The organism is Miltoncostaea marina (genome assembly GCF_018141525.1).
Lineage (GTDB): Bacteria > Actinomycetota > Thermoleophilia > Miltoncostaeales > Miltoncostaeaceae > Miltoncostaea > Miltoncostaea marina.
Genome location: NZ_CP064655.1, coordinates 2,577,173 through 2,599,503, shown reverse-complemented (window position 1 = coordinate 2,599,503; position 22,331 = coordinate 2,577,173). Strand labels below are relative to the sequence as shown.

The window sequence follows — 22,331 nt, the reverse complement described above, 5'->3', positions numbered from 1 at the left end:
TCGGGTCGATGCAGAGGGGGGTGCGCGTGCAGGGAGCCCCGGTGCGGGTCGTCATCGCTCACCGCAGCCCCGCCTGGACGGCGGGCGTGGCGGCGTTCCTCGCCTACGAGCCGCTGTGCACCGACGGCGCGCACACGGTCGACGGCGCCCTCGCGCGCCTGGCGACGCCGGCCGACCTGGTCATCGTGGGCCGGCTGCTCGCCGACGCGCCCGGCGCCGAGCTCGCCGACGAGGTGCGCCGCCGGCTGCCCGGGGCGCGGATGCTGTTCGCCCTCGACGACGACTCGCCCGAGCAGCAGCTCGAGGCGCTCGCCGCGGGCGCCTGCGGCTGGCTGCTGACCACCTGGACGCGCGAGGCGGTCGTCGAGGCCGTCACCGACGCCCTGCGCGGCGTGGGCCGCTTCGACGCCGAGGCGCTGCGCCCGCTGGCCGACCTCGCCCGCCGCACCAACCCCCGCGAGGTGACGCTCACCGAGCAGGAGCGCGTGGTGCTGCGGCTCATGCGCCAGCGGCTCACCTACAAGGAGATCGCCCTGCGCCTGGGCGTCTCCTGGCACACCGTCCGGACGCACGCGCAGTCGATCCTGCGCAAGTTCGGCGTCCACTCCCGTCGCGACCTCGACGCCTGGGACGCCCGCATGGGCGAGCCGGGCCCGGTGGCCGCGACGACCGGTTCCGCCGCGACGGGTCCAATTGGACCTCGGGCCGAGGTCCAATTGGACGTCTCCGCGGCGACCAGGCCCACGCCCGGGCTGCCGCGCGGGTGATGGGACCCGCGCCGGAGGGGGCCTTCGGGAGGCAGGCCCCCTCCGGGCGCGGGGACGGCGCGGGGGCCCGGCGGCGCGCCGGGCCCGCGATCAGCCGGCCGCGTCCGCCAGGCGGCGGATGACGGCGACCGCCTCGTCGACCGCCGCGCGCAGGATCTCGGCGGCGGGGCGCGGGGCGCCCGCCAGGCCGGCGGCCTGGCCGGCCCACAGCGCCAGCAGCTCCGGCTCGTCGGCCCGCGCGGCGGCGGCGCGCAGCTCGGCGCTCGCCGCGTTCTGGGCGGGGTAGCCGAGGGCGGGCGGCCCGGCCGACTCGAGGGTCTCGATCAGCCGGTTGCGGATGCCGCGGGCCGGGCGGCCGGAGACGGCCCGGGTGATCACCGTGTCGGTGTCGCGGGCGCGCGCCACGCGGCGGCGGTAGCCCTCGGGCGCGCCGCTCTCGGCGGCGACGAGGAAGGCGGTGCCCATCTGCACGCCCTGGGCCCCCAGGGCGATCGCCGCGGCGAGGCCGCGGCCGTCCATGATGCCGCCGGCGGCGACCACGGGGACGTCCACCGCGTCGACCACCTGCGGCACGAGGGCCATCGTGCCGACGAGCGGGACGGTGCCGTCGCGCGGCACGTCGAAGGTGGAGCGATGCCCGCCGGCCTCGGAGCCCTGGGCCACGATCACGTCGGCGCCCGACTCGACGGCGCGCACGGCGTCGGCGACCGAGGCGGCCATCGCCACGAGCGGCGCGCCGGCGTCGCGGGCGATGTCGGCGACGGCGCCGGGGTCGCCCAGGCCGACGCTCACCACGCGCGCGCCCTCCTCGAGCGCCATGGTCACGAGCCGGCGCGCGTCGGGCGGCTGCTCGGCGCGCGGGGCGGGGGTGGGCGGCAGCCCGAGCTCCTCGCGCAGCGGGCGCACGGCGGCGAACGGGTCGCCGCCGGAGGGGTCCGGCTCCGTCGCCGGCGCCACCAGCACGTTGACCCCGATCGGGGCGGAGGTCAGCCCGACGGCCCGGCGCACCGCCGCGCGCGCCGCGTCGGCGCCCATGCCGGTCAGGCCGAAGGCGCCGAGCCCGCCCGCCTCCGAGACGGCGGCGACCAGCTCAGGGCTGGTGGGGCCGCCGGCCATGCCGGCGAGCAACACCGGATGGCGGATGCCGAGCAGCTCGCAGAGGCCCGCGCCCAGGGCGGGGCGAGAGATGTCCATGCGCTCGCCCCACTCGTAAGGAATGGACCCCGGACACCGATAGAGGGGGCAAGCCGGGCCTCACACCGGATCGACCCCTCCACTCACGAGGTTACACCACATGCGCCGTTACCTCATCGGTCTCTACGTCACGGGTGCCGCCGTCGCCTCCCTCGTCGTCGCCAACGGCGCCGTCGCCGCCACCTGGATCCGCCGGTAGACCGACCCGTGAGGGTGCCCGCGCGGGCACCCTCACGCAGCACCGCCCCGGGGCCGCGCGGCCCGCGCCGCCGCGTCCCGCACCGCCCCCGCGTGCCGCGCCGCGCCGCGCGCGCCGACCGGCCCGCCGGGCAGCTCCACCACGAACGCGCTCGAGCCGCGCACCAGGCGGTTCTGCCACCGCGGCGCCACGCCGGGGAGGAACCCGATGCGCCCCGCCGGCAGGCCGCTGAGCCGGGCGTAGCGGGCCGGCACCGACCGGTGCGCCACCGTGCCCGTGTCCACCATGCGCAGCGCCTGGTGGTACCAGATCGTCACCGCGGGCCGCAGGCGCCGGATGAGCCGCGCCGCCAGGCGCGACTCGCGCTCCGAGAGCGGCCGCGCGCCCGAGTGGTACGCGTCGCCGGGGCGCCCCTGCGCGCGCCAGCGGTGGGGGAAGTTGCGGTTCAGGTCGACGCCCCGCGCGTTGCCGCGGGTGCCCGCGGCCGTGCCGTCCGGGTTGAGGTCGTGGACCACCCACAGCGCCACCCCGGCCGGCAGCCGCGGCGGGCGGGCGCGCAGCCGCGCCGCGATCGCCCGGCCTGCCGGCTCGGTGCCGTGCACGGCGCCCACCACCAGCACCCGGACCGGCGCCGCGCGCGGGCCGATCACGCTCAGCCGGACGGGCCGGCCCTCGACCGACCGGCCGAGCACGGCGTCGCGCACGGCCGGCCGGCCGGCGGGCGCTGCGCCGCCCTGCGGCGGCGCGGTCAGGAGGAGCCCGGCGACGGCCGCCCCGCAGGCGGCGGCGCCGGCGAGGGCGCCCCCCGGGCTAGCCGTTCTCCGCCGCGGCGAGGCTGAGCGCCTCCTCGCGGGCGCGCACCACGTCCCAGGGCAGGGTGATGGAGCGTCCGTCCATCTCCACCGCCCCGCTCGCGCGCAGCTTGCTGAACGCGGTGGTCACGGCCTCGCGCGAGGCGCCCACCAGCGAGGCCCACTGGGCGTGCGTCAGGTCGAGCCGCAGCTCGACGCCGTCGCGGGTGGCCACGCCGAAGCGGTCGGCGAGCTGGTGGAGCCGCGCCCGCAGGCGGTCCTCGACCCGCATCTCGCTCACCAGCGCGACCGTCTCGCGCAGCATCGCGACCCGGTCCGAGAGCAGCTCGGCCAGGTTGCGGCCGAGGCGCGGGTAGCGGGCGATCAGCCCCTCGATGGCGCGGCCGGAGAGGGGGGAGACGGCGGAGTCCTCGAGCGCCGCGACGCTCGCGGCCGGCGCGGACCCGAGCGTGGAGTAGATGGCGCCGGCGTCGAGCAGCGAGATCATGATCTCGTGCCCCGGCGCGGTGCTCTCGAACATCGCCAGGCGCCCGTCGCGCACCACGAAGAGGTGGTCGGGGCGGCCGAGGGGCTCGGGCATGGAGGCCCCGCGCGGCCAGCGCACCAGCGGCAGGCGGCTGTCGAGCAGCGCCAGGTCGCGCTCGGGCAGGCCGGCGAACAGGTCCATCCGGGACAGCGCGATGCGGCCCTGGGCGCTCACGCCGGAGCTCCGGATGCCGTTCTCGCGCAGGACGGAGAGCGCCGTCGCCATGGCCGGGATCGTCGCAGCGGTTTGTTATGGAACGCTGAGGACCATCGCAAGATGTGTTGGTGATGCCCCGTCGGGCGCGCGCGAATCACCCGCGCCGCGGGGCGGTACGATCCCGAGCGCGCGCGGAGAGAGGAAGCGTTCCCGGTGGATCGGCCCAGCCCCGCCGTTCAGGACTACCTGAAGGCGATCTATCAGCTCGACGAGTCGGCCGAGGTCCCGGGGCCGGTCACGACGTCGCAGGTCGCCGAGGCGCTCGGCGTCACCACGGCGTCGGCCAGCAACATGCTGAAGAAGCTCGACGGGCTGGGCTACGCCACCCAGGTCAAGCGCCAGGGGGTCGAGCTGACCGGCAGCGGCCGGCAGGCGGCGCTCGAGGTGATCCGCCACCACCGCCTGCTCGAGACCTTCCTCGCCACCCGGCTCGGCATGCCCTGGGACGAGGTCCACCGCGAGGCCGAGGTGCTGGAGCACCACGTCTCGGGCGCGCTCGCCGACCGCATCGCCGAGGTGCTGGGGCACCCCGAGCGCGACCCCCACGGCCACCCCATCCCCACGAGCGCGGGCCACCTCGTGACCACGCCCTCGCGGCGCCTGTCCGCGCTCGCCGAGGGGGCGAGCGCCGTGGTCGGCCGGGTCGATGACCGCGACGACGCCCTGCTGCGCTTCCTGGCGGAGCGCGGGCTCGTGCCGGACGCCCGGGTGGAGGTGCTGGCCCACGCGCCCTTCGGCGGGCCCATCTCCGTGCGCGTCGACGACGAGCGGGTGGTCGACGTGCCGCCCGCCGCCGCCGACGCGGTCCACGTCGAGTAGCGGGCGGCGCCGGCCCGAGGAGCCTGTCGAAGCAGTCGGCCACGCGCCCGCCCGCTGCGCACCGTCGCCCTCCGGCGTCCGCGTCAACGCCGATGCACCCGGCATCGGCGTCGGCCGCGGCCATCCGGATGGCCCGGTGGTCGCTCGGCGGATCGCGCGCCCTCTGTTCTTCGACGTGCTCCTAGTCGACGAAGGGCTGCGCCTCGTCGATCAGGTCCTCCACGTCGATCCCGAGGCTCGACATGAAGAACGGCGTCAGCAGGTTGAGGGTGTGCCGGCAGGCCGGGCAGATCGGCAGCGGCGGCGGGTCGGGCAGGCCGGGCGTCTCACCGTTGAGGCTGAACGCCTTGCCGCAGTACTTGGCGCACACGCCGCACGAGCCGGAGCGGCAGTCGAGCCGCACCAGGTCCTCGCCGGCGCCGCCGATCTGGTCGAGCCAGGAGCGGTGGCGCCGGCTGTAGTCCTCCGCCTCGCGGGCGAGCGCGGCCCGCGCCTCGTCGGTCCACCCCTCGCGCAGCGCCGTGGCGAAGGGCTCGGGCGGGTCCTCGACCGACCGGAAGCGCTCGGTCCAGCGGTCGATCTCGGCCCCCCAGTCGCGGGCGTCGCCCAGGGCGCTCAGTCCTCCACGAAGTCGACGACGGGCGCGCTCGGCAGCAGGCCGGCCTCGTGGCTGCGGCGCAGCAGCTCCGTGATCGCCGCGCGGCCGTCCTCGCCGTAGTCGAGGGTGCGCTCGTTGACGTACATGCCCACGAACTCGTCGGCCAGGCCGCGGTCGAGCCCGCGGCCGAACCGCTCCGCGTAGGCCAGCGCCGGCGCCCGGTGCTCCAGGCCGTAGGCGATCGAGGCCCGCAGCAGCCGCGACAGGCGCGGCATCGTGTCGCCCTCGTCCAGGTCGCGCCGCACGGTGTTGCCGCCGAGCGGCAGCGGCAGGCCCCCGGTCAGGTCGCGCCACCACTCGCCGAGGTTGATGATCGAGCGCAGGCCCTGGCTGCCGTAGGTGAGCTGGCCCTCGTGGATGACCAGGCCCGCGTCGACCTCGCCCGACTCCACGACGTCCAGGATGCGGTCGAACGGCGTGAACACCGGCTCGGCGATGCGTCCCACCGCGAGCTGCAGCTCGAGGAAGGCGCTCGTCAGGCGGCCCGGCACCGCGACGCGCAGCGACGGCAGCTGCCCCGGCTCGATCGACCGGTCCTCGCGCACCACCACCATGGGCCCGTAGCCCTCGCCCATCGACGCCCCGTGCGGCAGCAGCCGGTACTTGTCGGCCACGTAGGGGTAGGCGTGGATGGAGATCGCGGTCACCTCGAGCCGGCCCTCGTGCGCCCAGTCGTTGAGCGTCTCGATGTCCTGGAGCACGTGCTCGAAGCGGAAGCCGTCCATGGGGATCAGCTCCTCGGCAAGGGCGTAGTGCATGAAGGCGTCGTCGGGGTCGGGGCTGTGCCCCAGGCGGATCAGGCGGCGGTCTGCCACGTCGCTCCTCGGCTCGGGAAGGGTCCTCGGGGCCAAGCCTAGCCCGGCCCCGGCGTACGGGCGCCCGCTGGGGCCGCCCATGCCCGCCCTTTCGGCGGCCCGCCCCGCCGAAGGCGGTGCCGCCGTCTGCGGACCGCCCCGGTCAGGGGCGGTCCGCGCGTCCCGGGCGCCGCGCGAGAGGGCGCCCGTACGCCGGTGCTAATCGAAGAGGGTGTCCTCCGCGGTCCACGGCGGGGCGCACACGCACAGCAGGCGCAGCGGCCCGGGGCCGAGGGCGGTGATGCGGTGGCGGGCGCCGGGCGGGATCAGGATCGCGTCGCCCACGCCGACGCGCCGGACCTCCCCGTCGAACTCCATCTCGCCCTCGCCCTCCACGAGGTAGTACATCTCCTCGCTGACCGCGTGGCGGTGGCGCGTGGTCGACTCGCCGGCCTCGAGGGTCGCCTCGGCGAGGCTCGCGTTGGCGACCGGCGCGTTGGCGCGGTCGAGCAGCGAGCGGATGACGCTGCCGTCGGTGGTCACGAACGGCTCGGCGCCGGCGCGGGAGCGGACCTCCATCAGGGCACCGGGGCGCTGCGGATCACGCACATGCCCTCGCCCTCGGCTGCCAGGGAGTCGTCCGGCAGGCGGACGGTCACGACCGCGCGGAAGCCTCGGTCGCTGCGCTGCACCAGGCGCCCGCGCAGGGTGAGCTCCTCGCCCACGGGGATCGGGCGCCGCAGCCAGTAGCGCACCTTGGCGGTCATCCCCCAGACGCCGTGAGGCGCGCCGGCGTAGACGAGCATCTCGTCGACCAGCATCCCGATGAGGCCGCCGTGCACCGCTCGGGGTAGCCGACGTGGGCCGCCCGCGGCGTGTAGCGGGCGACGGCGTCGGTGCCGTCCTGGTGGATCCGCAGGCCGAGGCCCTCGGCGTTCTCCGGACCGCACACGAAGCAGTGCGGGAACTCGGGCGGGTTGAGGAGCGGCAGATCGTCCACGGGCGGGCGCCATGCTACCGTCCCGGCCGTGACCGCCTTCCTGGTCGTCGTCCACTCGCTCAACGCCGTCCTGCTCATCTTCCTCGTGCTGCTGCACTCGGGGAAGGACGCCGGCCTGTCCGGCGCCTTCGGCGTGGGCGGCTCGTCGAGCGCCTACGGCGGCTCGACCGCCATCGTCGAGAAGAACCTCGACCGCGTGACCGTGGTCTCGGCGGTCCTCTTCTTCGTCCTCACCTTCTTCCTGGCGAAGAGCCTGTAGTCCGGGCCGGGCCTGTACGTTCCCCGCTGGCGTCATCGGGGAGGACGGCGTGCGGGCTCGATCGTGGGTGAGGCGTCTGGCGGCCGTGGCGCTGTGCTCGGCCGCGGCGGTCGCGGCGGGCTGCGGCTCGGGGGGCGACGAGCCGCCCGCGGGCGGCGGCACGCTCATCGACGCCGAGGATCAGATCCCGCCGATCCTCAACGTGATGCTCGCCGACGGCGCGACCGTGCCGGCGCAGCGCATCCTCTCCAACGTGCTGCAGAACCTGCTGACGGCCGACGACTCGGGCGCCTACACGCCCCAGCTCGCGGCCGAGGTGCCGGGCGGCGACGACGTGCGCGAGGGGCCGCTGCGGGTGACCTTCCGCCTGCGGCCCGAGGCGAGCTGGTCCGACGGCCGGCCGGTGACCAGCGCCGACGTCGTCTTCACCTGGCGCACGATGACCGACCCCGCCAACCAGGTCGCCTCCCGGGCGGGCTGGGAGGAGATCAGGGCGATCCGGCCCGGCGTCACGGCCACCGGCGAGCGCTGCCCCCGGGCCACCTGCTTCACCGTCGCCTTCCGCGGCGACTACGCGCCGTGGCGCGACGTCTTCAGCGTCGCGAGCGGCGCCTACGTGCTGCCCCGGCACGCCCTGGCGGGCGAGGACTTCAACACCGCCTGGAACGAGGGCGGCGTCCTCGGCAGCGGCCCCTTCACGCTGACCGGCTACACGCCGCGCCAGCGCGCCGTGCTGCAGCGCGACCCGGAGTGGTGGGGCACCGAGGAGGCCGGCGGCGGCCCGTTCATCGACCGCCTGGTGTTCACCTTCTACGACGGCCCCGCCGCGGCCATCGCCGCGCTGCGCGAGGGCGAGGCCCAGATCGTCAGCCCCGGCCCCGACCCGGCGCTGTTCCGCCGCGCCGCCCGCATCGAGGGGGTGGAGCTGCAGTCGGTGCCCTCGCTGTTCTTCGAGCACATCGCGCTCAACACGGCCGCCGGGCCGCTGCGCGACGCCCGGGTGCGCCGCGCGCTCGCGCTGGCGATCGACCGCAAGCAGATCACCGAGGTGCTCCTCGACGGCACCGTGGAGCCGCTCCAGAGCATCGTGCGCCCGCAGCAGCTGGGCCACACGCCGGCGTTCGAGCGCTACGGACACGACCCCGGGGCGGCCGCCGGGCTGCTCGAGCGGGCGGGCTGGCGGCGCGGCGCCGACGGCGTCTTCGCCCGCGGCGGCCGCCCGCTCGAGATCCGGCTGGTCTACCCCAACGAAGGCGACCTGCGCCGCACCACCGCCCGGCTCATCGCCGAGCAGGCCGCGGCGGCGGGGATCCGCGTGGTGCCGCGGGGGCAGTCGTCGGACCGGCTCTACGGCGAGACGCTCGGCGCGGGGTCGTTCGACGCGGCCATGTTCGCCACCGGCGGCCCGGTCGACCCGAGCGTGACCGCCGTGCTGGCCTCGGACGCGGTGCCCTCGGAGGAGAACGGGTTCGCCGGCCAGAACGTGTACCGGTGGACCGAGCCCGCGGCGGACCGGCTGATGCGCCTCTCCGACCGCCAGGTCGACGACGAGGCCCGCACGGCCACCCTCGCCCGGCTCCAGGACCTGATCGCCGAGCAGGTGCCGCTCATCCCGCTCTACCAGCAGCCCAACACGGTCGCCCACGTCGCGGCGCTGGAGGGCGTGCGCCAGAACCCGACGCAGGCGGAGGTCTTCTGGAACAGCGGGGTGTGGTCGCTGGGCTGAGGCCCGGGCGGGGCCGGTGGGCGCGGTAGCCGCGCTCGCCGGGCGGCGGCTGCTCGCCGCCCTGCCGCTGCTCGCGGTGGTCAGCGTCGTGGCGCACTGGCTGCTCTACCGGGCGGCCGACCCCGTGGCGCGGCTGCGGCAGCTGCCCGCGGTGCGCGAGGAGGACGTGCAGCGGCTGATCGAGCAGCAGGGGCTCGACGAGCCGTGGCACGTCGGCTACTGGCGCTGGCTGAGCGGGTTCGTGCGCGGCGACTGGGGGGTCAGCGCCACCGACCGCGGCAGGGACGCGATCGAGCCGATCCTCGACGCGCTGCCGGCCACGCTCGAGCTGATGCTGATCGCGCTCGTGGTCTCGGCGCTGCTGGCGGTGGCGCTCGGCGTGGCGTCGGCCACCCGCGCCGGCGGCGCGACCGACCACCTGCTGAGCGGCGGCGCGCTGGTGGCCTTCGCCACGCCGACCTTCGTCGCCGGGGTGCTGCTGCAGCTCTGGGCGGTCTGGATGCGCGACCACGGGTGGGCCGTCGTGCCCTTCGCGATCGGGCTGCTGCTGGTGCTCGCCGGGCTGGCCCGGCTGCGCCGGCCCGGCCCGGCGACGGCCGCGCTGCTCGCGGGCGGGGTCGCGCTGAGCGCGGCCGCCCTCGCGCTGTGGGACCGCCTGGGCGGCGACGGCCGGGTGGTCCTCTACACCGGCCGGCGCTGGTCCTTCGAGCACGAGGGCGAGCTGCTCTCGCTCAACCACCTGCAGCACCTCGTGCTGCCCGTGGTCACGCTCGCGCTGGTCAACGTGGCGGTCTGGAGCCGCTACCAGCGCGCCGCGCTCATCGCCGAGCTGTCGTCCGACCATGTGGCGGCGGCCCGCGCCCGCGGCCTGTCGGAGCGGCGCGTCGTGTGGGGCCACGCGCTGCGCAACGCGCTCGTGCCCCTGGTGACCCTCGTGGCCCTGGACCTGGGGGCCATGTTGAGCGGGGCCGTGGTCACCGAGACCGTGTTCTCGTGGCCCGGCATGGGCCGCCTGCTGCGCGACGCAGCGCTGGCCCGCGACGTCAACGTGGCGATGGGCATCGTGATGATCGGGGCGGTGGCGGTGGTCGTGGCGAACCTGCTCGCCGACCTGCTGAGCGCCGCGCTCGACCCGCGCGTCGACCCGCGGGGGCGGCGATGAGGCGCGCGCGCGCCGCCGCGGCGTTCCTCGGCCCCGCGGGGCTGGCGGGGCTCGGCCTGCTCGCGGCCGTCGCGCTCGCGGTGGCGGCCGGCCCGGCGATCTCGCCGTACGGGGCCGCCGAGCAGGAGCTGGGCGCCCGCCTGCAGGGGCCCTCGTGGACGCACCCGTTCGGCACCGCCGAGCTCGGCGAGGACGTGCTCACCCAGACGCTCGTGTCGGGGCGCGTCTCGCTGGTCGTCGGCCTGGCGACCGCCCTCGCGGCGACGCTCGTCGGCGCGGGCCTCGGCCTCGCCGCCGGCTGGCGCGGCGGCTGGGTCGACGCGCTGCTGTCGCGGGTCACCGACCTCTTCCTGATCGTCCCGGCCTTCGTGGTGCTGATCGTGCTGAGCCTCGCCTTCGAGCGGGTCGGCCCGGCCGAGGTGGTCCTCATCCTCGCGCTCATGTCCTGGCCGCCGCTGTTCCGCCTCGCGCGGGCGTCGGCCATGCGCACCCGCGAGCTGCCCTACGTCGAGGCGGCCCGGGCCGCCGGCGCCGCGGCGCCGCGCGTCGTGCTGCGGCACCTGCTGCCGGCCGCGGCGCCCGAGATCGCCTCCTTCGGCGCGCTGGCGGTCGGCGTGGCGGTGCTCGCCGAGAGCGCCCTGTCGTTCCTCGGCCTGGGCATCGACCCCGACGGCGACCGCTCGTGGGGCGCGATGGCGTCGGGGGCGGGGGACACGCTCGAGGAGCACCCCTGGCTCACGCTCGCCCCGGGGCTCGCGATCGTCGTCACCGTGCTGGCCGTCAGCCTGATCGGCGAGGGGGTGCGCCGCGGCCTCGACCCGCGCGCCACGCCGCCGCCGCGCCGGGAGGGGGTGTGAGCGCCCCCGTGCTGGCCGCGCGCGGGCTGCGCGTGGAGGGCCCGGACGGGCGGGCGCTGGTCGACGGCGTGTCGCTCGTGGTGCGCCGCGGCGAGGTGCTCGGGCTGGTGGGCGCGAGCGGGGCAGGCAAGACGCTCACCGGGCTCGCCCTGCTGGGGCTCGTGCCGCCGCCGGCGCGGCAGACCGGGGGCGAGGTCACCCTGCGCGGCAGGACGCTGGCCGGCGCGGAGCTGCGCCGGATCCGCGGACGGGGCGTCGCGCTGGTGCCGCAGGACCCGCTGGCGGCGCTCGACCCCGTGCAGCGCGTGGGCGCCGGCGTGGCCGAGACCCTGCGCGCTCACGCGCCGCTCGGCCGCCGCGAGGCGCGCGCCCGTGCCGCCGCGGCGCTCGCGGAGCTCGGCGTGCCGCGCGACGACCACCCGCACCGGCTCTCGGGCGGTCAGCGCCAGCGGGCGCTCATCGCGATGGCGCTCGCCCCCGGGCCGGCGGTGCTCGTGGCCGACGAGCCCACCGCGGCGATCGACGCCGCGGCCCGCACGGCCGTGCTCGACCTCATCGACGCCCGCCGCCGGGCGGACGGCCTGGGCGTGCTGCTGATCTCGCACGACCTCGGCGCGGTCGCCCGGCTCGCGGACCGGGTCGCGGTGATCGACGACGGCCGCATCGTGGCGGAGGGCCCCGCCCGGTCGCTGCTCGGCGCGCCCGGCCGCCGGCGTGCGGCCATGGCGCCGCCGGGCGCCGCCCGCGCCGGCACCGCCCCGGCGCCGCCGCCCGCCCCGCCGGCCGCCCCCGGGCCGCCCGTCCTGGAGCTGCGGGGCGTGCGGCGCGAGATGCCCGGGCGAGGGGGCGCCCCCGTGCGGGCCGTCGACGACCTGAGCCTCGTGGTGGGCGCGGGCGAGGCGGTCGGGCTGGTCGGCGCCTCCGGCAGCGGCAAGACCACGGTCGCCCGCCTGGCGTGCGGGCTGGTCGGGCCGGATGCGGGCACCGTGTGGCGCGCCGGCCGGCCGGGGATCGTCTTCCAGGACCCATATCTCAGCCTCGACCCGAGGATGAGTGTGAAGGCCTCCATCGCCGAGCCGATGGCGATCGCGGGGGTTCGGCCCCGCGAGCGGGCGGCGCGCGTGGCCGCGCTGGTCGCGGCGGTCGGGCTGCCGGCCGGGGCCGCCGACCGGCGGCCGGCGGGGCTCTCCGGCGGCCAGCGCCAGCGCGTCGCCATCGCCCGGGCGCTCGCGATGTCGCCTCGACTGGTGGTGCTGGACGAGCCGACCTCGGCGCTCGACCCGCCCACGGCGGCCGCCGTGATGGGCCTGCTCGCCCGCCTGCGCGCCGAGCGGGGGCTCGCCTACCTGCTCATCTCACACGACCTCGGCGCGGTCGCGGGCGGGGTGGACCGGCTGGCGGTGATGGACGCCGGCCGCATCGTCGAGGAGGGCGACCCCGCGCGGGTGCTGGGCGCGCCGGGGCACCCGGCGTCGCGGCGGCTGGTGGCCGCCGCTCAGGCCCTCTCGCTGGTGCCGTGGGCCTGGCCGGGCTCGATCACCCAGGCGTAGGCCTCGGCCAGGCGCAGCAGTGTCGTCGCGTTGGGGGCGAGCGCGACCTGCGTCGCGATGGCGGAGAGGAGGGCGTCGCGCGCCTGGTCGGCCGCGCTGGCGTCGGTGCTCATGTGGGTCGGGTCCTGGCTCGGGGTCGGTGCCGGCCGAGTCTAGTGCCCCCCGGCCGCGGCCCCCGGGACCTCGCGCCCACCCTCCGGGGCCGGGTGCACCTGCCGGGCGGCCCGCCCTTTCGGAGCGCCGCGGCGCCGGGTAGGGTTCCGCGCCATGAACGTCGCCGCCAAATGGGTCGGGAGCGCGATCGCCGTCCCCGTGCTCGCCATCGCGATCTACCTCTTCGCGGTGCTGCACGTCTACATCATCGCGTGGGTCGTCTGGCTGATCGGGACGATCTTCTAGATCGACGCTCGTCCCGGCCCGCCGCTCGCGGCGGCCGCCGGGACGGGGCGCGTTCCGGATGGCCGGCGCCCCCGTGGTCGCCGGCGCCCGCGCCGGCGGGGGAGGACTCCCGGCGTCCCGTGGGTACACGGGGACACGGCGGCTCAACCGTCCGGGCCGCGTGGCCGATGGAGTCGACATGCACCTGCGACACGCACGGCACTGGCTGCTGGGGGTCGTGGTCCTCTGGCGCCGCTCCTGCTTCCGCTAGCCGCGCCGCCGCGCGGCGAGGGCCCCGCCGCGGCGGAGGCCCTCGCGCGCCCGCGGGTCAGGTGATCCGCAGGCCGGGGATCGCGTCCGCGGCCCGGTAGGCCGTGACGCACGGCGTCGGCCACGCTGCCGATCGCGACGCCGTCGAGGTAGCCGACGCCCGCGCGGGCCCCGGCGTCCCAGGCGCAGCTGCCGACGGTCGCGACCCACGCCGCGGTGCCCGCGACCCGACCGCGGCGGCCGGGCCCGGTACGGCGTGGCGTCGCCGCCGGTGAAGGGGACCCACCCCATGCCGTCCGGCGGGAGCGTGCGCACGAAGGGCCGGCGGCGACGTCGGTGGAGGCCGGACAGGACGCGGGGGAACGACGGGCGGGCATGGGCCTCACCCGGTCGCGTGCGGGCTCGCCGGGGCGGACCCGGCGGGCGACGGGGCGCGCGGTCGCGCTGACCACATGACGGGTCCGCCCGCCCGCGACGGCCCCGGAACGACCGCGGCCCCGGCCAGGGCTGGCCGGGGCCGCGTCGCAGTGCGCCGGAGAGGACTTGAACCTCCACGACCCGAACGGGTCACAAGGCCCTCAACCTTGCGCGTCTACCAATTCCGCCACCGGCGCCTGAGGGCCCGGGCAGTATAGAGCAGTCGCCCACGCGCCCGGCGTGCGCCACCCGACTTTCGCCCCCGGCGCATCCCTGGTACGGTCGCGAGAACACCTGTTCGCGTCCCGGAGGCGACGACGGCATGGATCAGTTGAGCGAACGGCAGGCCGCCATCCTGGCCTTCATCTCCCGGCATTGCCGGGACAACGGGTACCCGCCCACCGTGCGGGAGATCGGCCTGGGCGTGGGCCTCGCGTCGCCCTCGACGGTGCACGCGCACCTCGCCAAGCTCGAGGCCGCCGGGCACATCAGGCGCGACCCCACCAAGCCGCGCGCGATGTTCGTGGTGCGCGACGACGCGGCCGCCCCGGCGCCCGCGCCGAGCGAGCCCGCTCGCGAGGCCGCGGCCCTGCCGCTGGTCGGCTCCGTCGCCGCCGGAGCCCCGCTGCTCGCGGAGCAGCACGTGGAGGACTGGGTGGCCTCGCCCTTCCCGGGCGACTTCCTGCTGCGGGTGCGCGGCGACTCGATGATCGAGGCCGGCATCCTCGACGGCGACCTCGTGGTGGTGAAGCGCACGCCCACGGCCTCGGAGGGCGAGATCGTGGTCGCGATGATCGAGGACGAGGCCACGGTCAAGCGCCTGCGCCGCGTGGACGGGCGCGTGCACCTCATGCCGGAGAACCCGGCCTATGAGCCGATCGTGCCCGACGAGGTCACGCTGGCGGGCGTGGTCGTCGGGGTGCTGCGCAAGCTCTAGCCCGGCGTCGTCCGCGCCCGTCCGGGCGCGCTAGGCTGGCGGGGCAGGCCAGGCAGCCGCGGGCCGCTCCGGCGGCCTGAGGAAAGTCCGGACACCGCAGAGCAGGGTGCTGGTTAACGGCCAGCGGGGGAAACCCCAGGGAAAGTGCCACAGAAAAGACACAGCCATCGGCGCCCCGGCGTCGGCGGCAACGGTGAAATGGTGCGGTAAGAGCGCACCAGCGGCCTGGTGACAGGCCGGCTCGGTAAACCCCACCCGGTGCAAGGCCAAACCGGGGCGCCACGGGTTGCTCGCCCAGCCCCAGGTAGGCCGCACGAGGCGACCGGCGACGGTCGTCCCAGATGGATGGCTGCCCACGACAGAATCCGGCTTACGGCCTGCTACCCCTGACGCCCACCTCGGTGGGCGTCAGGCATTTTCAGCGCGGGGCGGGCGCCCGGGGGGAAGGCTCGCGCGCCGCGACGGCCTGCTCGAACCCGCGCACCACGGCGGCCCGGGCGTGGTCGATCACGGCGTGCAGGGCGGGGATGGCCAGCGGCTCCATCGGCACGCCGGCCGCGCGCGCGGCCTCGGCCTCGGCGATCACGGCCGCCGCCACGCGGGTGTGCTCCGCGATCACGCGCGCGCCCATGGGACCCTCCAGCCCGCCGCGCAGCCCCGCGAGCTCCACGCGGCCGGTGGGGGCGCCGGGGCGCCCGTCCTCCAGCGCCGCGGCGACCACCCGCACGAACCGCACGGCCACGCGGCGCGCGGCCGGTCCGCTCGGCGCGGGGAGCGGTGTGACGATGCGTTCGTCGTAGCCGGCGAGCACGCGGTCGACGATCGCCTCGGTGCGGGCGTTGAGCGCGCGCGCGAGCAGGGGGCAGGGCGGCAGCTCCTGCGGCGCGCGGCGCAGTCGGCGCGGCTCCGGCGGCGGCGCCCCCCGGCGCGCCAGCCAGTCGCGCAGCTCGTCCACCTCGAAGCGGCGGTGGCCGCCGACCGTGCGGTGCGAGGGGACCCGCCCCTGGTCGGCCCAGCCGCGGATGGTCGCCACGCTCACGCCGAGGAGCGCGGCCGCCTCGCTGGCGGTCAGCGTGCGCGGCCCCCGGCCGACCTCGCCGCGCGGGGACCTGACCCGCGGCCAGCCCGGCTCGTCCTCGTCGTCGATCACCCGCCGCCCCCAGCGCGTCGTCCAGGTCCACGGGTCGCGCCCGCGGCCGCCACGTGGTCGGCGGCGGCGGAAGGACTTTCGCCCGCGGGGCGCGAAGCCCTCCCACACGATGCACCCCGACCCCCGCCCACGCCGCCCGTGGCGGGCCGCGCTCGTCACGTTCGCGGTCTCGGCGGCCGCGCTCGGCCTCGTCGCCGTGGTCGCGCTCGGCCTGGCGCTGCGCGAGGAGGCCTCGCGCGCCGGCGGGCCGCTCGCCGATCGCGCCGACGCCCTCGCGGCGGCCGTCGACCCCCGCCCGTCCCCCGCCGCGCGCGCGGCGCTCGCCGAGGCCGGCGCGCCGGCGCGCCTCGTCGGCCCGGGCGGCCGCCTGCGGGCCTCGGCCGGCGGCGACCCCGGCGGCCTGTGGGGCGCCGGCCCGGCCGGTCCGGCCGCCTCGCTGGCCACCGCCGGCGCGTCCGGCTGGACGCTGCGCGACGGCGCCGTGGAGGCGTCCCGCACGCTGCCCTCCGGCGCCCGCGTGGTGCTGCGCCGGCCGCTGGCCGCCGGCGCCGGGACCCTCGACGCGACGCTCGCGCCGGCGCTTGCCGTGGCGGGCGCCCTCGCCCTGCTGGCCGGCACCGCCGCGTGGGTCGCCGGGTCGCGTCGCACGCGCCGCGCCCGCCGGCTGTCCGAAGCCGCCGAGGCGGCCGCGGCCGGGCGCCCCCAGCCCGTGCCGGCGGACGGCCCGGGCGAGTGGGGGCGCCTCGCGCGCGCGGTCGGCGCCCTCGCGGCGCGCGCCTCGTCGCTGCAGGCGGCCGCCGAGTCGGGCGTCGAGTCGCTGGGCGCCGCCCTCGCCCCGCTGCCGCACCCGGTCGCCGCGCGCACCCCCTCGGGCGGCATCATCCGCAACGACGCCCTGGAGGACCTCGTGGGCGGGCTCGCCCTCGCCGACGCGACCCAGGTGGAGGAGGCCGTCCGGCTCGGCCTCGCCGCCAGCGGCGCCGTGGCGCGGCGGCTCGCCCTCTCGGATGGGCGCCACCTCGAGCTGGAGGCGTGGGCCGTGCCGGGCGGTCGCGTGGTGGCGGTCGGCGACCGCACCGAGCAGGCCCGCATGGCCGCCGTGCGCCGCCAGGTGACCGGGGCGGCGGCCCGCCACCTGCAGGCGCCGGTCAGCGAGGTGCAGGCGCTCGCCTCCGACCTGCTGGGCCAGGTGCCCGCCGGCGCGGCGCCGACGGTGCGCCGCGTGCAGTCGGCCGGCGACCGGATGGAGCGCCTGGTGGCGCAGCTGCTGCGCGGCACCGACAACGACCCGCGCGCGCGCCCCGTGCGCCTGCGCCCGGTGGGCGCGGCCGGCGTCGCCTACGGCCTGGGCACGGCCTTCGACCGGCGCCTGCGCGATCGCGGCCTGCGCCTGGAGACCGCGCTGCCCGACGACCTGCCGCCCCTGCGCACCGACGCCGCCCTGCTGCACGAGATCCTGGGCGAGCTCGTCGCGAACGCGGCCACCTTCACGCCGCGCGGCGGGGTCATCACGCTGTCGGGCCGGGCGCTGCCGGACGGCGACGTGGAGCTGCGCGTCACCGACACCGGCCCGGGCATCCCGGGCCCCGAGCTCGCCGCCGCCACGGAGCGCTTCGCCCGCGGCGAGGGCGCCGCGGGCTTCCCCGGCGCCGGCCTCGGCCTCGGCGTGGCGGCGGCGCTCGCCGAGCGCCTGGGCGGGCGGCTGAGCGTCGAGGCGGGGCCCGGCGGGCGGGCGCGGCTGCAGCTGCCGTCGGCGCCGCCCCCGGCCGCCCCCGCCCCCGGTCCGCCGGCGCCGGAGGCGGGGGCCGCGGCGCTCACCCCGGAGCCAGCCGCCGCTCCATGAGGATCGCGCCGGGCGCGCGGAACAGCAGCCGTCCGGCCAGCCAGCGGATGCGCCGCACCTCGCGGAAGCCCGCGCTCGCGTAGAGCGGGCGGGCGGCGTCGTTGGTGACGGTCACGAGCAGGGTCAGACGCGCGCGGCCGCGGGCGCGCGCCTCGTGCTCGCAGCGCCACAGCAGCGCCCGCGCCACGCCGCGCCGGCGCGCCCAGGGCGCCACGGCGAGCTCGTCGATGTAGGCCTCGTCGGGGCCGATGCGCCCGTGTGCGAGCAGGCTGAAGACGAGCACGGCCCGCAGCGCGCCCGGCCAGCCGACCTCGGCGGCGAGCGCCCGCACGGCGCCCAGGCCGGCGTCGTCCTCGAACATGACGTGCGCCGCGCCGGCCACCCGGCCGTCGAGCTCCGCCACGAGGTGCCGCGAGCCGGGCATCTCGCGCAGGTCGCGCAGCAGCAGCGCGGCCGCGGCGCGCTCGGCCGCGGCGCCGAGCGCGGGACGGTACTTGTCGCGCAGCGCCTCGGCGACGATCGCGGCGATCGCCGGCGCATCGGCCGGACGCGCGGGGCGTAGGAGGATCCCTGGGGGCGTGGCGCTCATCCGGCCCGCGATGCTACGCGGGCCTCCCGGGTAGCCTGGGGACTCCACGGCGAGGAGGCGACATGGCGCGACTCGAGGCGGGGCGGCCGGCCCCGGCGTTCACACTGCAGGCCGACGACGGCTCCACGGTGAGCCTGGAGGACCTGCGCGGCCAGACGGTCGTGCTCTACTTCTACCCCAAGGACGACACGTCGGGCTGCACCACCCAGGCGTGCGAGTTCCGCGACGCGCAGGCGGAGTACGACGCGGCCGGCCTGCGCGTGATCGGGGTGAGCCCCGACCCGATCGCGAGCCACGTCTCGTTCCGCGACAAGCACGGCCTGCCGTTCACCCTGCTCAGCGACCCCGATCACGAGGTGGCCGAGGCGTACGGCGTCTGGGTTGAGAAGTCGATGTACGGGCGCACCTACTGGGGCGTGGAGCGCAGCACCTTCGTGATCGGCCCGGACGGCGTGCTGCGGCAGGCGCTCTACAAGGTGAAGCCCAAGGGGCACGCGGCCTCGGTGCTCGGGCTGGCCCGGGCGGCGTAGCGCGCGAGGGTGCGGGCGCTGCGCTCCCCGGTCCCACAGCGGCGCCTGGCGATCCTCGCCTACGGCTCGCTGCTGCACACCCCCGGGCCGGGGCTCGCGGCGGTGATCGCCGGCCGGGAGCCGTGCCGGACGCCCTTCCCGGTGGAGTACGGCCGGGCCTCGCGCCGCTGGGGCGGGGGGCCCGTGCTGGTGCCGCACCCCGACGGCGGGCCGGTCGACGGCGCGCTGCTGCTCCTGGCCGACGGCGTCGAGCTCGGCACGGCGGTCGACCTGCTCGCCGAGCGTGAGGGCCTCGCCACGGCGCGCGGCATCCTCGAGGTCGACCTGCCCGGCGGGCGGACGGTGCTGACCGCGGCGCTGCCGCGCAACCTGCCGGCGCCCGACATGACCCCCGAGGCGCTCGCCCGCCGGGCGCTGCGCAGCGCGGCGCACGGGCCGCGCAACGGGGTCAGCTACCTGCGCGGCGCGCTGGCGTGCGGCGTCCGCACGCCACGCAGCGAGGCCTACGCAGAGGCGCTCTGCGCGCTGACCGGCGCGGGCTCGCTGGAGGAGGCGGAGCGGCTGCTAGCGTTGGCCCGACCCGCGGAGGACCTGGAGGGCTGATGGCCTGGGATGACGTGTCGCGCTGGCAGCCGGTGGACCTGGCCGCCGCCTTCAAGATGGGCGACGCCGTGCAGCCGGTCGACGTGCGCGACATGGGCTATCGCGAGTCCGACCAGCAGGTGAAGAACGCCATCCGGGTCGATCCGATGGAGTTCGAGCGCCAGGTGCTGGAGCTGCCCGAGGGCAAGGAGCTCATCTTCTACTGCGATCGCCCCGGCGAGGCGACCAGCCTCAAGATCGCCATGTGGGCGTTCGACAACGGGCGCTCCCGGGTCGGCGTCCTGGTCGGCGGATGGTCCGCCTGGCAGGACGCCGGCTACCCGGTGGAGCCCAAGCCCTCCGCCTAGGACTTCGCCTTCGGCGTGAGGCCGTAGGTGCTCTCGAGCCACTGCGGCAGCACGGCGGCGATGCCGCGGCAGAGCAGCTCGCGCTCGGAGATCGCCACCCGCGCGGCCACCTCGAGCGCCAGGCGCGCGTCGTCGTTGCGGATCCCCGGCACGCCCTCGACGGTCTTGTCGGCCTCGGCGCGGTTGTAGACCATGGCCCGCGCGGCCATCGGCCAGTGCTCCTTGGTCCACTCGATGAGCGCCGTCTCGAGCGTGGTGGGGTCGTACTCGAGCAGCGCCCTCTGGAGGTCGTTCGGGGTCGCGTCGTCGTCGCGGAGCATGCTCACCTCGGATCGTTGCGGAGCGACCGAGTCTAGAGGGCGCCGCCCCCCGCCCGTCGCGCGTGGCCTTCCGCGCCGCGGGGCGTAGACTCGCGCCGATGAAGCGCTTCCTGCTCTTCTCGTCGCTCAGCTCGCAGGGGCTGCAGACCCTGGTCGCCACGCCCGAGCGCCTCTTCGAGGTCAACCGGGAGGTCGAGCGCCTCGGCGGGCGGGTGCTCCGCCAGTGGGCGCTGCTCGGCGCGTACGACTTCCTCAGCGAGGTCGAGGCGCCCGACGGCTTCACCGTCTCGAAGCTCACGGTGGAGCTCGCCTCGCGGGGCAGCGCGACCTTCGAGACGATGGTCGCGCTGCCGGTCGAGGAGCTGATCGAGGCGCTGGAGTCGCCCGGCCCCTGACCCGCGCGCGGCCGTCAGGCCACCCGGCGCCACTCCTCGCATGCGCACAGCGGGCAGGGCGGGAGCACCAGCACGCCGTCGGCCTCGGCGGGGGACTTCACCAGCAGGTCGCAGTCGGCGCAGCGGAAGCTGCCCGACACCTCGTCGCCGACCGTGTGCAGCTCGATGTTCTCGGTCTGGGGCACGCGCGTGTCTCCGTGGGTCAAGGGGTGTGCTCCGCGGCCGGCTCCTCCGGCGGCGGCGCGGGGACGGTCCGCCCGCGGGTGCGGGGCGGGGCGGGGCGGGGCGAGCGGGTCCCGCTGGGGCTAGGTGGCGACCGCCGCGACGATGCTCGCCGCGGCGACGAGCGTGAACAGCACCAGGCCCACCATCAGCAGGACCCGCTCGGGTACGCCGGCGAAGCGCCGCTGACGGACGTCCGTCGCGACGCGCGCCTTCGACAGCAGGCGGGGCAGCCCGCCTTCGTCGAGCCAGCGCTCGCAGTAGGGGCAGAAGCGGGCCTCGGCGAGGAGCGGGAGGCCGCAGCGGTGGCAGGCGGGGGTCTCCGAGCGGTGGTGGCCCTGCAGATCGGACTCGGCTCTCACGCCGGTGGCTCCCCGTCCTGCGTGAACGATCGACGGCCGGGCGGGCCCGGCGTGGGCTGAGGATACACCCGACCCCCACCCGGGCAACACCGCGGGGGCCCCGGCCAGAGGCCCCCGCGGTGTGTTCGTCAGTCCTTCGGCGCGCCGCCGCCGAAGAACTTCTCGGCGGCCTCCCAGCCCGGTCCGGGGCCGCCCCCGGACGCGGGCGCGTCGACCATCGGGAAGGCGGTCCGCGAGGCCTCCTCGGCGCTCGGGGCGTCGCCGTCGCCGGCCGCCGCCTGCTCCTCCTCGGTGCGCAGCGCGTCGATCTCGGCGACCTTGGCCTCGATCTCCATGAGCTTCGACTCGACCGCCGCGACCTCGGTCGCGATGGGCCCCTCCGGCAGCTCCCCGGCCCGCACGAGCTCGTAGGCCCGCTCGCCGAGCTCCTCGAGCGCGGCGCGGTGCTGCCGCTGCAGCAGGCGCCGCTCGCCCTCCACGCGCGCCCGCTTCAACGACATCTGGACGTCCGTCGCGAGGCGGTTTGCCTGCTTGGCGATGTTGTCCAGGACCGTCATGGTCGCCTCCCTCGTGCGGTGGCCCGGCGTCCCGCGAGATTGTATCCGCACCCCGCACCGGCACGCGCGCATCCCGGCGCGATCGCGTGCGGATCCGGCGCAGGGGCCGGCCGTAGCGTCGGGTCGTGGACCGGGGGCGTCAGGGCGGACAGGCGGCGGCCGAGTGGATCGGCCTCACCGCCGCGCTCGCGCTGATGCTGGTCGCGCTGACGGCCTGGATGCTGCCGGCGCTCCGCCCGCCGGCCGCGCCGCCGGACCTCGTCGGCGCGGTCGCCCGACCCCTCGCGCCCACCGCCGACTCGCTGCGCGAGGCCGCCCGCCAGGCGGCGCTCGAGCGCCTCGCCCTGCTGCGCGCGCCGCGCGGCGACCGCCCCATCGGGCGCGTCCTGCGGCGCGCCGTGGGCGACCTGCGCACGGGCGCGATCATCGCCCTGCAGGCCCGGCACGAGTTCTCCACCGGCTTCAACCGGCGGCTGGTGGAGCAGCTGCGCCGCATCGTGGAGGACCCGCTCGGCGAGCTCGCCGCGCTGCCCGACCCGGCCGACCTCGCGCCGGGCGCCCTGCTGCGCCGCGCGATCGCCCGGCGCGACGAGCTGCGGGCGTACCTCGCCCGCCTGCGCGTCATGCCCGCCCGGCGGGCGATCACGACCGCCGCCGGCGACCTCGGCGAGCTGTCCGCCGACGCCACCGTGGAGGTGCTCGAGGTGATCGCGCGCCGCTCGGCCGGGCGCATCGCCCGGGGGCCGCGGCCCTCCGGCGGCGGTGGGCCCGCGCCCGGCCCGGGGGACGCACCGCGCTCGTGACGCCCCCGTCGCGCACTCGTCACATCCCGGCGTCGCGACCGCGCAGGGCGGCCGCGGACCATCGGTCCA

At 77.5% G+C, this 22,331-nt stretch carries 29 protein-coding genes, 1 tRNA gene and 1 other RNA gene; 16 read left to right on the top strand and 15 right to left on the bottom strand.

Features of this window, described 5'->3' with window-relative positions; genetic code table 11:
• Positions 1-26 precede the first annotated feature (26 nt).
• Complete coding sequence (locus ITJ85_RS13185) at positions 27-767, top strand: helix-turn-helix transcriptional regulator (protein ID WP_217913566.1); 741 nt, start codon at positions 27-29, stop codon at positions 765-767.
• A gap of 90 nt (positions 768-857) precedes the next feature.
• On the opposite strand, the gene ITJ85_RS13180 is transcribed toward ITJ85_RS13185, so the two are convergent.
• From ITJ85_RS13180 to ITJ85_RS13170, 3 genes are all read right to left on the bottom strand, one after another.
• Complete coding sequence (locus ITJ85_RS13180) at positions 858-1,961, bottom strand: NAD(P)H-dependent flavin oxidoreductase (RefSeq protein WP_217913565.1); 1,104 nt, start codon at positions 1,959-1,961, stop codon at positions 858-860.
• A gap of 231 nt (positions 1,962-2,192) precedes the next feature.
• A complete protein-coding gene (locus ITJ85_RS13175; protein WP_217913564.1) occupies positions 2,193-2,864 on the bottom strand; it encodes a DUF2817 domain-containing protein in 672 nt (223 codons plus the stop codon).
• A 106-nt stretch (positions 2,865-2,970) separates the two neighbouring features.
• On the bottom strand, positions 2,971-3,723 hold the full coding sequence (locus ITJ85_RS13170) for a Crp/Fnr family transcriptional regulator (protein ID WP_217913563.1): 753 nt from the start codon (positions 3,721-3,723) through the stop codon (positions 2,971-2,973).
• Between the two features lie 144 nt (positions 3,724-3,867).
• Between ITJ85_RS13170 and ITJ85_RS13165 the strand changes: the two genes are divergently transcribed.
• Complete coding sequence (locus tag ITJ85_RS13165) at positions 3,868-4,533, top strand: metal-dependent transcriptional regulator (RefSeq protein WP_217913562.1); 666 nt, start codon at positions 3,868-3,870, stop codon at positions 4,531-4,533.
• Positions 4,534-4,714: 181 nt separating this feature from the next.
• Here ITJ85_RS13165 and ITJ85_RS13160 read toward each other — a convergent pair whose 3' ends face one another.
• The 4 genes from ITJ85_RS13160 to ITJ85_RS13145 form a co-directional block, all read right to left on the bottom strand.
• The gene (locus tag ITJ85_RS13160) at positions 4,715-4,936 is read right to left on the bottom strand and encodes a hypothetical protein (protein WP_217913561.1); all 222 of its coding nucleotides are present in this window, start codon (positions 4,934-4,936) and stop codon (positions 4,715-4,717) included.
• 212 nt (positions 4,937-5,148) lie between these two features.
• A complete protein-coding gene (locus tag ITJ85_RS13155) occupies positions 5,149-6,006 on the bottom strand; it encodes a menaquinone biosynthesis family protein (protein WP_217913560.1) in 858 nt (285 codons plus the stop codon).
• A gap of 198 nt (positions 6,007-6,204) precedes the next feature.
• A complete protein-coding gene (locus tag ITJ85_RS13150; protein ID WP_217913559.1) occupies positions 6,205-6,564 on the bottom strand; it encodes a cupin domain-containing protein in 360 nt (119 codons plus the stop codon).
• The gene (locus tag ITJ85_RS13145; protein WP_217913558.1) at positions 6,564-6,827 is read right to left on the bottom strand and encodes a PaaI family thioesterase; all 264 of its coding nucleotides are present in this window, start codon (positions 6,825-6,827) and stop codon (positions 6,564-6,566) included. The genes ITJ85_RS13150 and ITJ85_RS13145 overlap by 1 nt, the downstream gene beginning before the upstream one ends.
• Positions 6,828-7,013: 186 nt before the next feature.
• Here ITJ85_RS13145 and secG point away from each other — a divergent pair, with 186 nt between their 5' ends.
• From secG to ITJ85_RS13120, 5 genes are all read left to right on the top strand, one after another.
• Complete coding sequence (gene secG, locus ITJ85_RS13140; protein WP_217913557.1) at positions 7,014-7,244, top strand: preprotein translocase subunit SecG; 231 nt, start codon at positions 7,014-7,016, stop codon at positions 7,242-7,244.
• Between the two features lie 67 nt (positions 7,245-7,311).
• A complete protein-coding gene (locus ITJ85_RS13135) occupies positions 7,312-8,970 on the top strand; it encodes a peptide ABC transporter substrate-binding protein (RefSeq protein WP_217913556.1) in 1,659 nt (552 codons plus the stop codon).
• Between the two features lie 16 nt (positions 8,971-8,986).
• A complete protein-coding gene (locus ITJ85_RS13130) occupies positions 8,987-10,132 on the top strand; it encodes an ABC transporter permease (RefSeq protein ID WP_217913555.1) in 1,146 nt (381 codons plus the stop codon).
• Positions 10,129-10,989 (top strand): ABC transporter permease, encoded by an 861-nt coding sequence (locus tag ITJ85_RS13125; protein ID WP_217913554.1) that lies wholly within the window; start codon positions 10,129-10,131, stop codon positions 10,987-10,989. Before ITJ85_RS13130 ends, ITJ85_RS13125 begins: the two co-directional genes overlap by 4 nt.
• Positions 10,986-12,539, top strand: a complete 1,554-nt coding sequence (locus ITJ85_RS13120) for an ABC transporter ATP-binding protein (protein ID WP_217913553.1) — start codon at positions 10,986-10,988, stop codon at positions 12,537-12,539. The genes ITJ85_RS13125 and ITJ85_RS13120 overlap by 4 nt, the downstream gene beginning before the upstream one ends.
• Here ITJ85_RS13120 and ITJ85_RS13115 read toward each other — a convergent pair.
• Complete coding sequence (locus ITJ85_RS13115) at positions 12,485-12,652, bottom strand: hypothetical protein (protein WP_217913552.1); 168 nt, start codon at positions 12,650-12,652, stop codon at positions 12,485-12,487. The two genes, ITJ85_RS13120 and ITJ85_RS13115, sit on opposite strands and share 55 nt — an antisense overlap.
• A 154-nt stretch (positions 12,653-12,806) precedes the next feature.
• Here ITJ85_RS13115 and ITJ85_RS17450 point away from each other — a divergent pair, with 154 nt between their 5' ends.
• Positions 12,807-12,938, top strand: a complete 132-nt coding sequence (locus ITJ85_RS17450) for a hypothetical protein (RefSeq protein ID WP_281412197.1) — start codon at positions 12,807-12,809, stop codon at positions 12,936-12,938.
• 777 nt (positions 12,939-13,715) lie between these two features.
• Here ITJ85_RS17450 and ITJ85_RS13110 read toward each other — a convergent pair.
• Positions 13,716-13,801, bottom strand: a tRNA-Leu gene (locus tag ITJ85_RS13110).
• 125 nt (positions 13,802-13,926) lie between these two features.
• On the opposite strand from ITJ85_RS13110, the gene lexA reads away from it, so the two are divergent.
• Positions 13,927-14,541, top strand: a complete 615-nt coding sequence (gene lexA / locus ITJ85_RS13105) for a transcriptional repressor LexA (RefSeq protein WP_217913551.1) — start codon at positions 13,927-13,929, stop codon at positions 14,539-14,541.
• Positions 14,542-14,581: 40 nt separating this feature from the next.
• Positions 14,582-14,929: RNase P RNA component class A (gene rnpB, locus ITJ85_RS13100), an RNA gene on the top strand.
• Between the two features lie 30 nt (positions 14,930-14,959).
• On the opposite strand, the gene ITJ85_RS13095 is transcribed toward rnpB, so the two are convergent.
• Positions 14,960-15,691 (bottom strand): MerR family transcriptional regulator, encoded by a 732-nt coding sequence (locus ITJ85_RS13095; RefSeq protein ID WP_217913550.1) that lies wholly within the window; start codon positions 15,689-15,691, stop codon positions 14,960-14,962.
• Positions 15,692-15,800: 109 nt separating this feature from the next.
• Here ITJ85_RS13095 and ITJ85_RS13090 point away from each other — a divergent pair, with 109 nt between their 5' ends.
• Positions 15,801-17,534, top strand: coding sequence for an ATP-binding protein (locus tag ITJ85_RS13090; protein ID WP_217913549.1), 1,734 nt, complete (start codon positions 15,801-15,803; stop codon positions 17,532-17,534).
• Here ITJ85_RS13090 and ITJ85_RS13085 read toward each other — a convergent pair.
• Positions 17,506-18,123: a GNAT family N-acetyltransferase gene (locus ITJ85_RS13085; RefSeq protein ID WP_217913548.1), complete on the bottom strand. Its 618-nt coding sequence runs from the start codon at positions 18,121-18,123 to the stop codon at positions 17,506-17,508. The two genes, ITJ85_RS13090 and ITJ85_RS13085, sit on opposite strands and share 29 nt — an antisense overlap.
• Before the next feature lie 62 nt (positions 18,124-18,185).
• Between ITJ85_RS13085 and bcp the strand changes: the two genes are divergently transcribed.
• The 3 genes from bcp to ITJ85_RS13070 are packed head-to-tail and all read left to right on the top strand — an operon-like array spanning position 18,186 to position 19,603.
• Positions 18,186-18,653 carry a thioredoxin-dependent thiol peroxidase gene (gene bcp / locus ITJ85_RS13080; RefSeq protein WP_217913547.1) on the top strand — a complete coding sequence of 156 codons (468 nt, stop codon included), beginning with the start codon at positions 18,186-18,188 and terminating at the stop codon, positions 18,651-18,653.
• A gap of 9 nt (positions 18,654-18,662) precedes the next feature.
• Entirely contained in the window at positions 18,663-19,256 is a 594-nt protein-coding gene (locus ITJ85_RS13075) for a hypothetical protein (protein WP_217913546.1), read from the top strand.
• The gene (locus tag ITJ85_RS13070; protein ID WP_217913545.1) at positions 19,256-19,603 is read left to right on the top strand and encodes a rhodanese-like domain-containing protein; all 348 of its coding nucleotides are present in this window, start codon (positions 19,256-19,258) and stop codon (positions 19,601-19,603) included. Before ITJ85_RS13075 ends, ITJ85_RS13070 begins: the two co-directional genes overlap by 1 nt.
• On the opposite strand, the gene ITJ85_RS13065 is transcribed toward ITJ85_RS13070, so the two are convergent.
• Positions 19,600-19,929 (bottom strand): hypothetical protein, encoded by a 330-nt coding sequence (locus tag ITJ85_RS13065; RefSeq protein WP_217913544.1) that lies wholly within the window; start codon positions 19,927-19,929, stop codon positions 19,600-19,602. The genes ITJ85_RS13070 and ITJ85_RS13065 overlap by 4 nt on opposite strands.
• A gap of 92 nt (positions 19,930-20,021) precedes the next feature.
• Here ITJ85_RS13065 and ITJ85_RS13060 point away from each other — a divergent pair, with 92 nt between their 5' ends.
• Entirely contained in the window at positions 20,022-20,318 is a 297-nt protein-coding gene (locus ITJ85_RS13060; RefSeq protein WP_217913543.1) for a GYD domain-containing protein, read from the top strand.
• Between the two features lie 14 nt (positions 20,319-20,332).
• Here the strand turns inward: ITJ85_RS13060 and ITJ85_RS13055 are convergent, their stop codons facing one another.
• From ITJ85_RS13055 to ITJ85_RS13045, 3 genes are all read right to left on the bottom strand, one after another.
• The gene (locus tag ITJ85_RS13055) at positions 20,333-20,503 is read right to left on the bottom strand and encodes a hypothetical protein (RefSeq protein ID WP_217913542.1); all 171 of its coding nucleotides are present in this window, start codon (positions 20,501-20,503) and stop codon (positions 20,333-20,335) included.
• Positions 20,504-20,623: 120 nt separating this feature from the next.
• On the bottom strand, positions 20,624-20,902 hold the full coding sequence (locus tag ITJ85_RS13050) for a zinc ribbon domain-containing protein (RefSeq protein WP_217913541.1): 279 nt from the start codon (positions 20,900-20,902) through the stop codon (positions 20,624-20,626).
• A 128-nt stretch (positions 20,903-21,030) separates the two neighbouring features.
• Entirely contained in the window at positions 21,031-21,459 is a 429-nt protein-coding gene (locus ITJ85_RS13045; RefSeq protein WP_217913540.1) for a hypothetical protein, read from the bottom strand.
• Positions 21,460-21,584: 125 nt separating this feature from the next.
• On the opposite strand from ITJ85_RS13045, the gene ITJ85_RS13040 reads away from it, so the two are divergent.
• On the top strand, positions 21,585-22,262 hold the full coding sequence (locus tag ITJ85_RS13040) for a hypothetical protein (protein ID WP_217913539.1): 678 nt from the start codon (positions 21,585-21,587) through the stop codon (positions 22,260-22,262).
• Positions 22,263-22,331 lie beyond the last annotated feature (69 nt).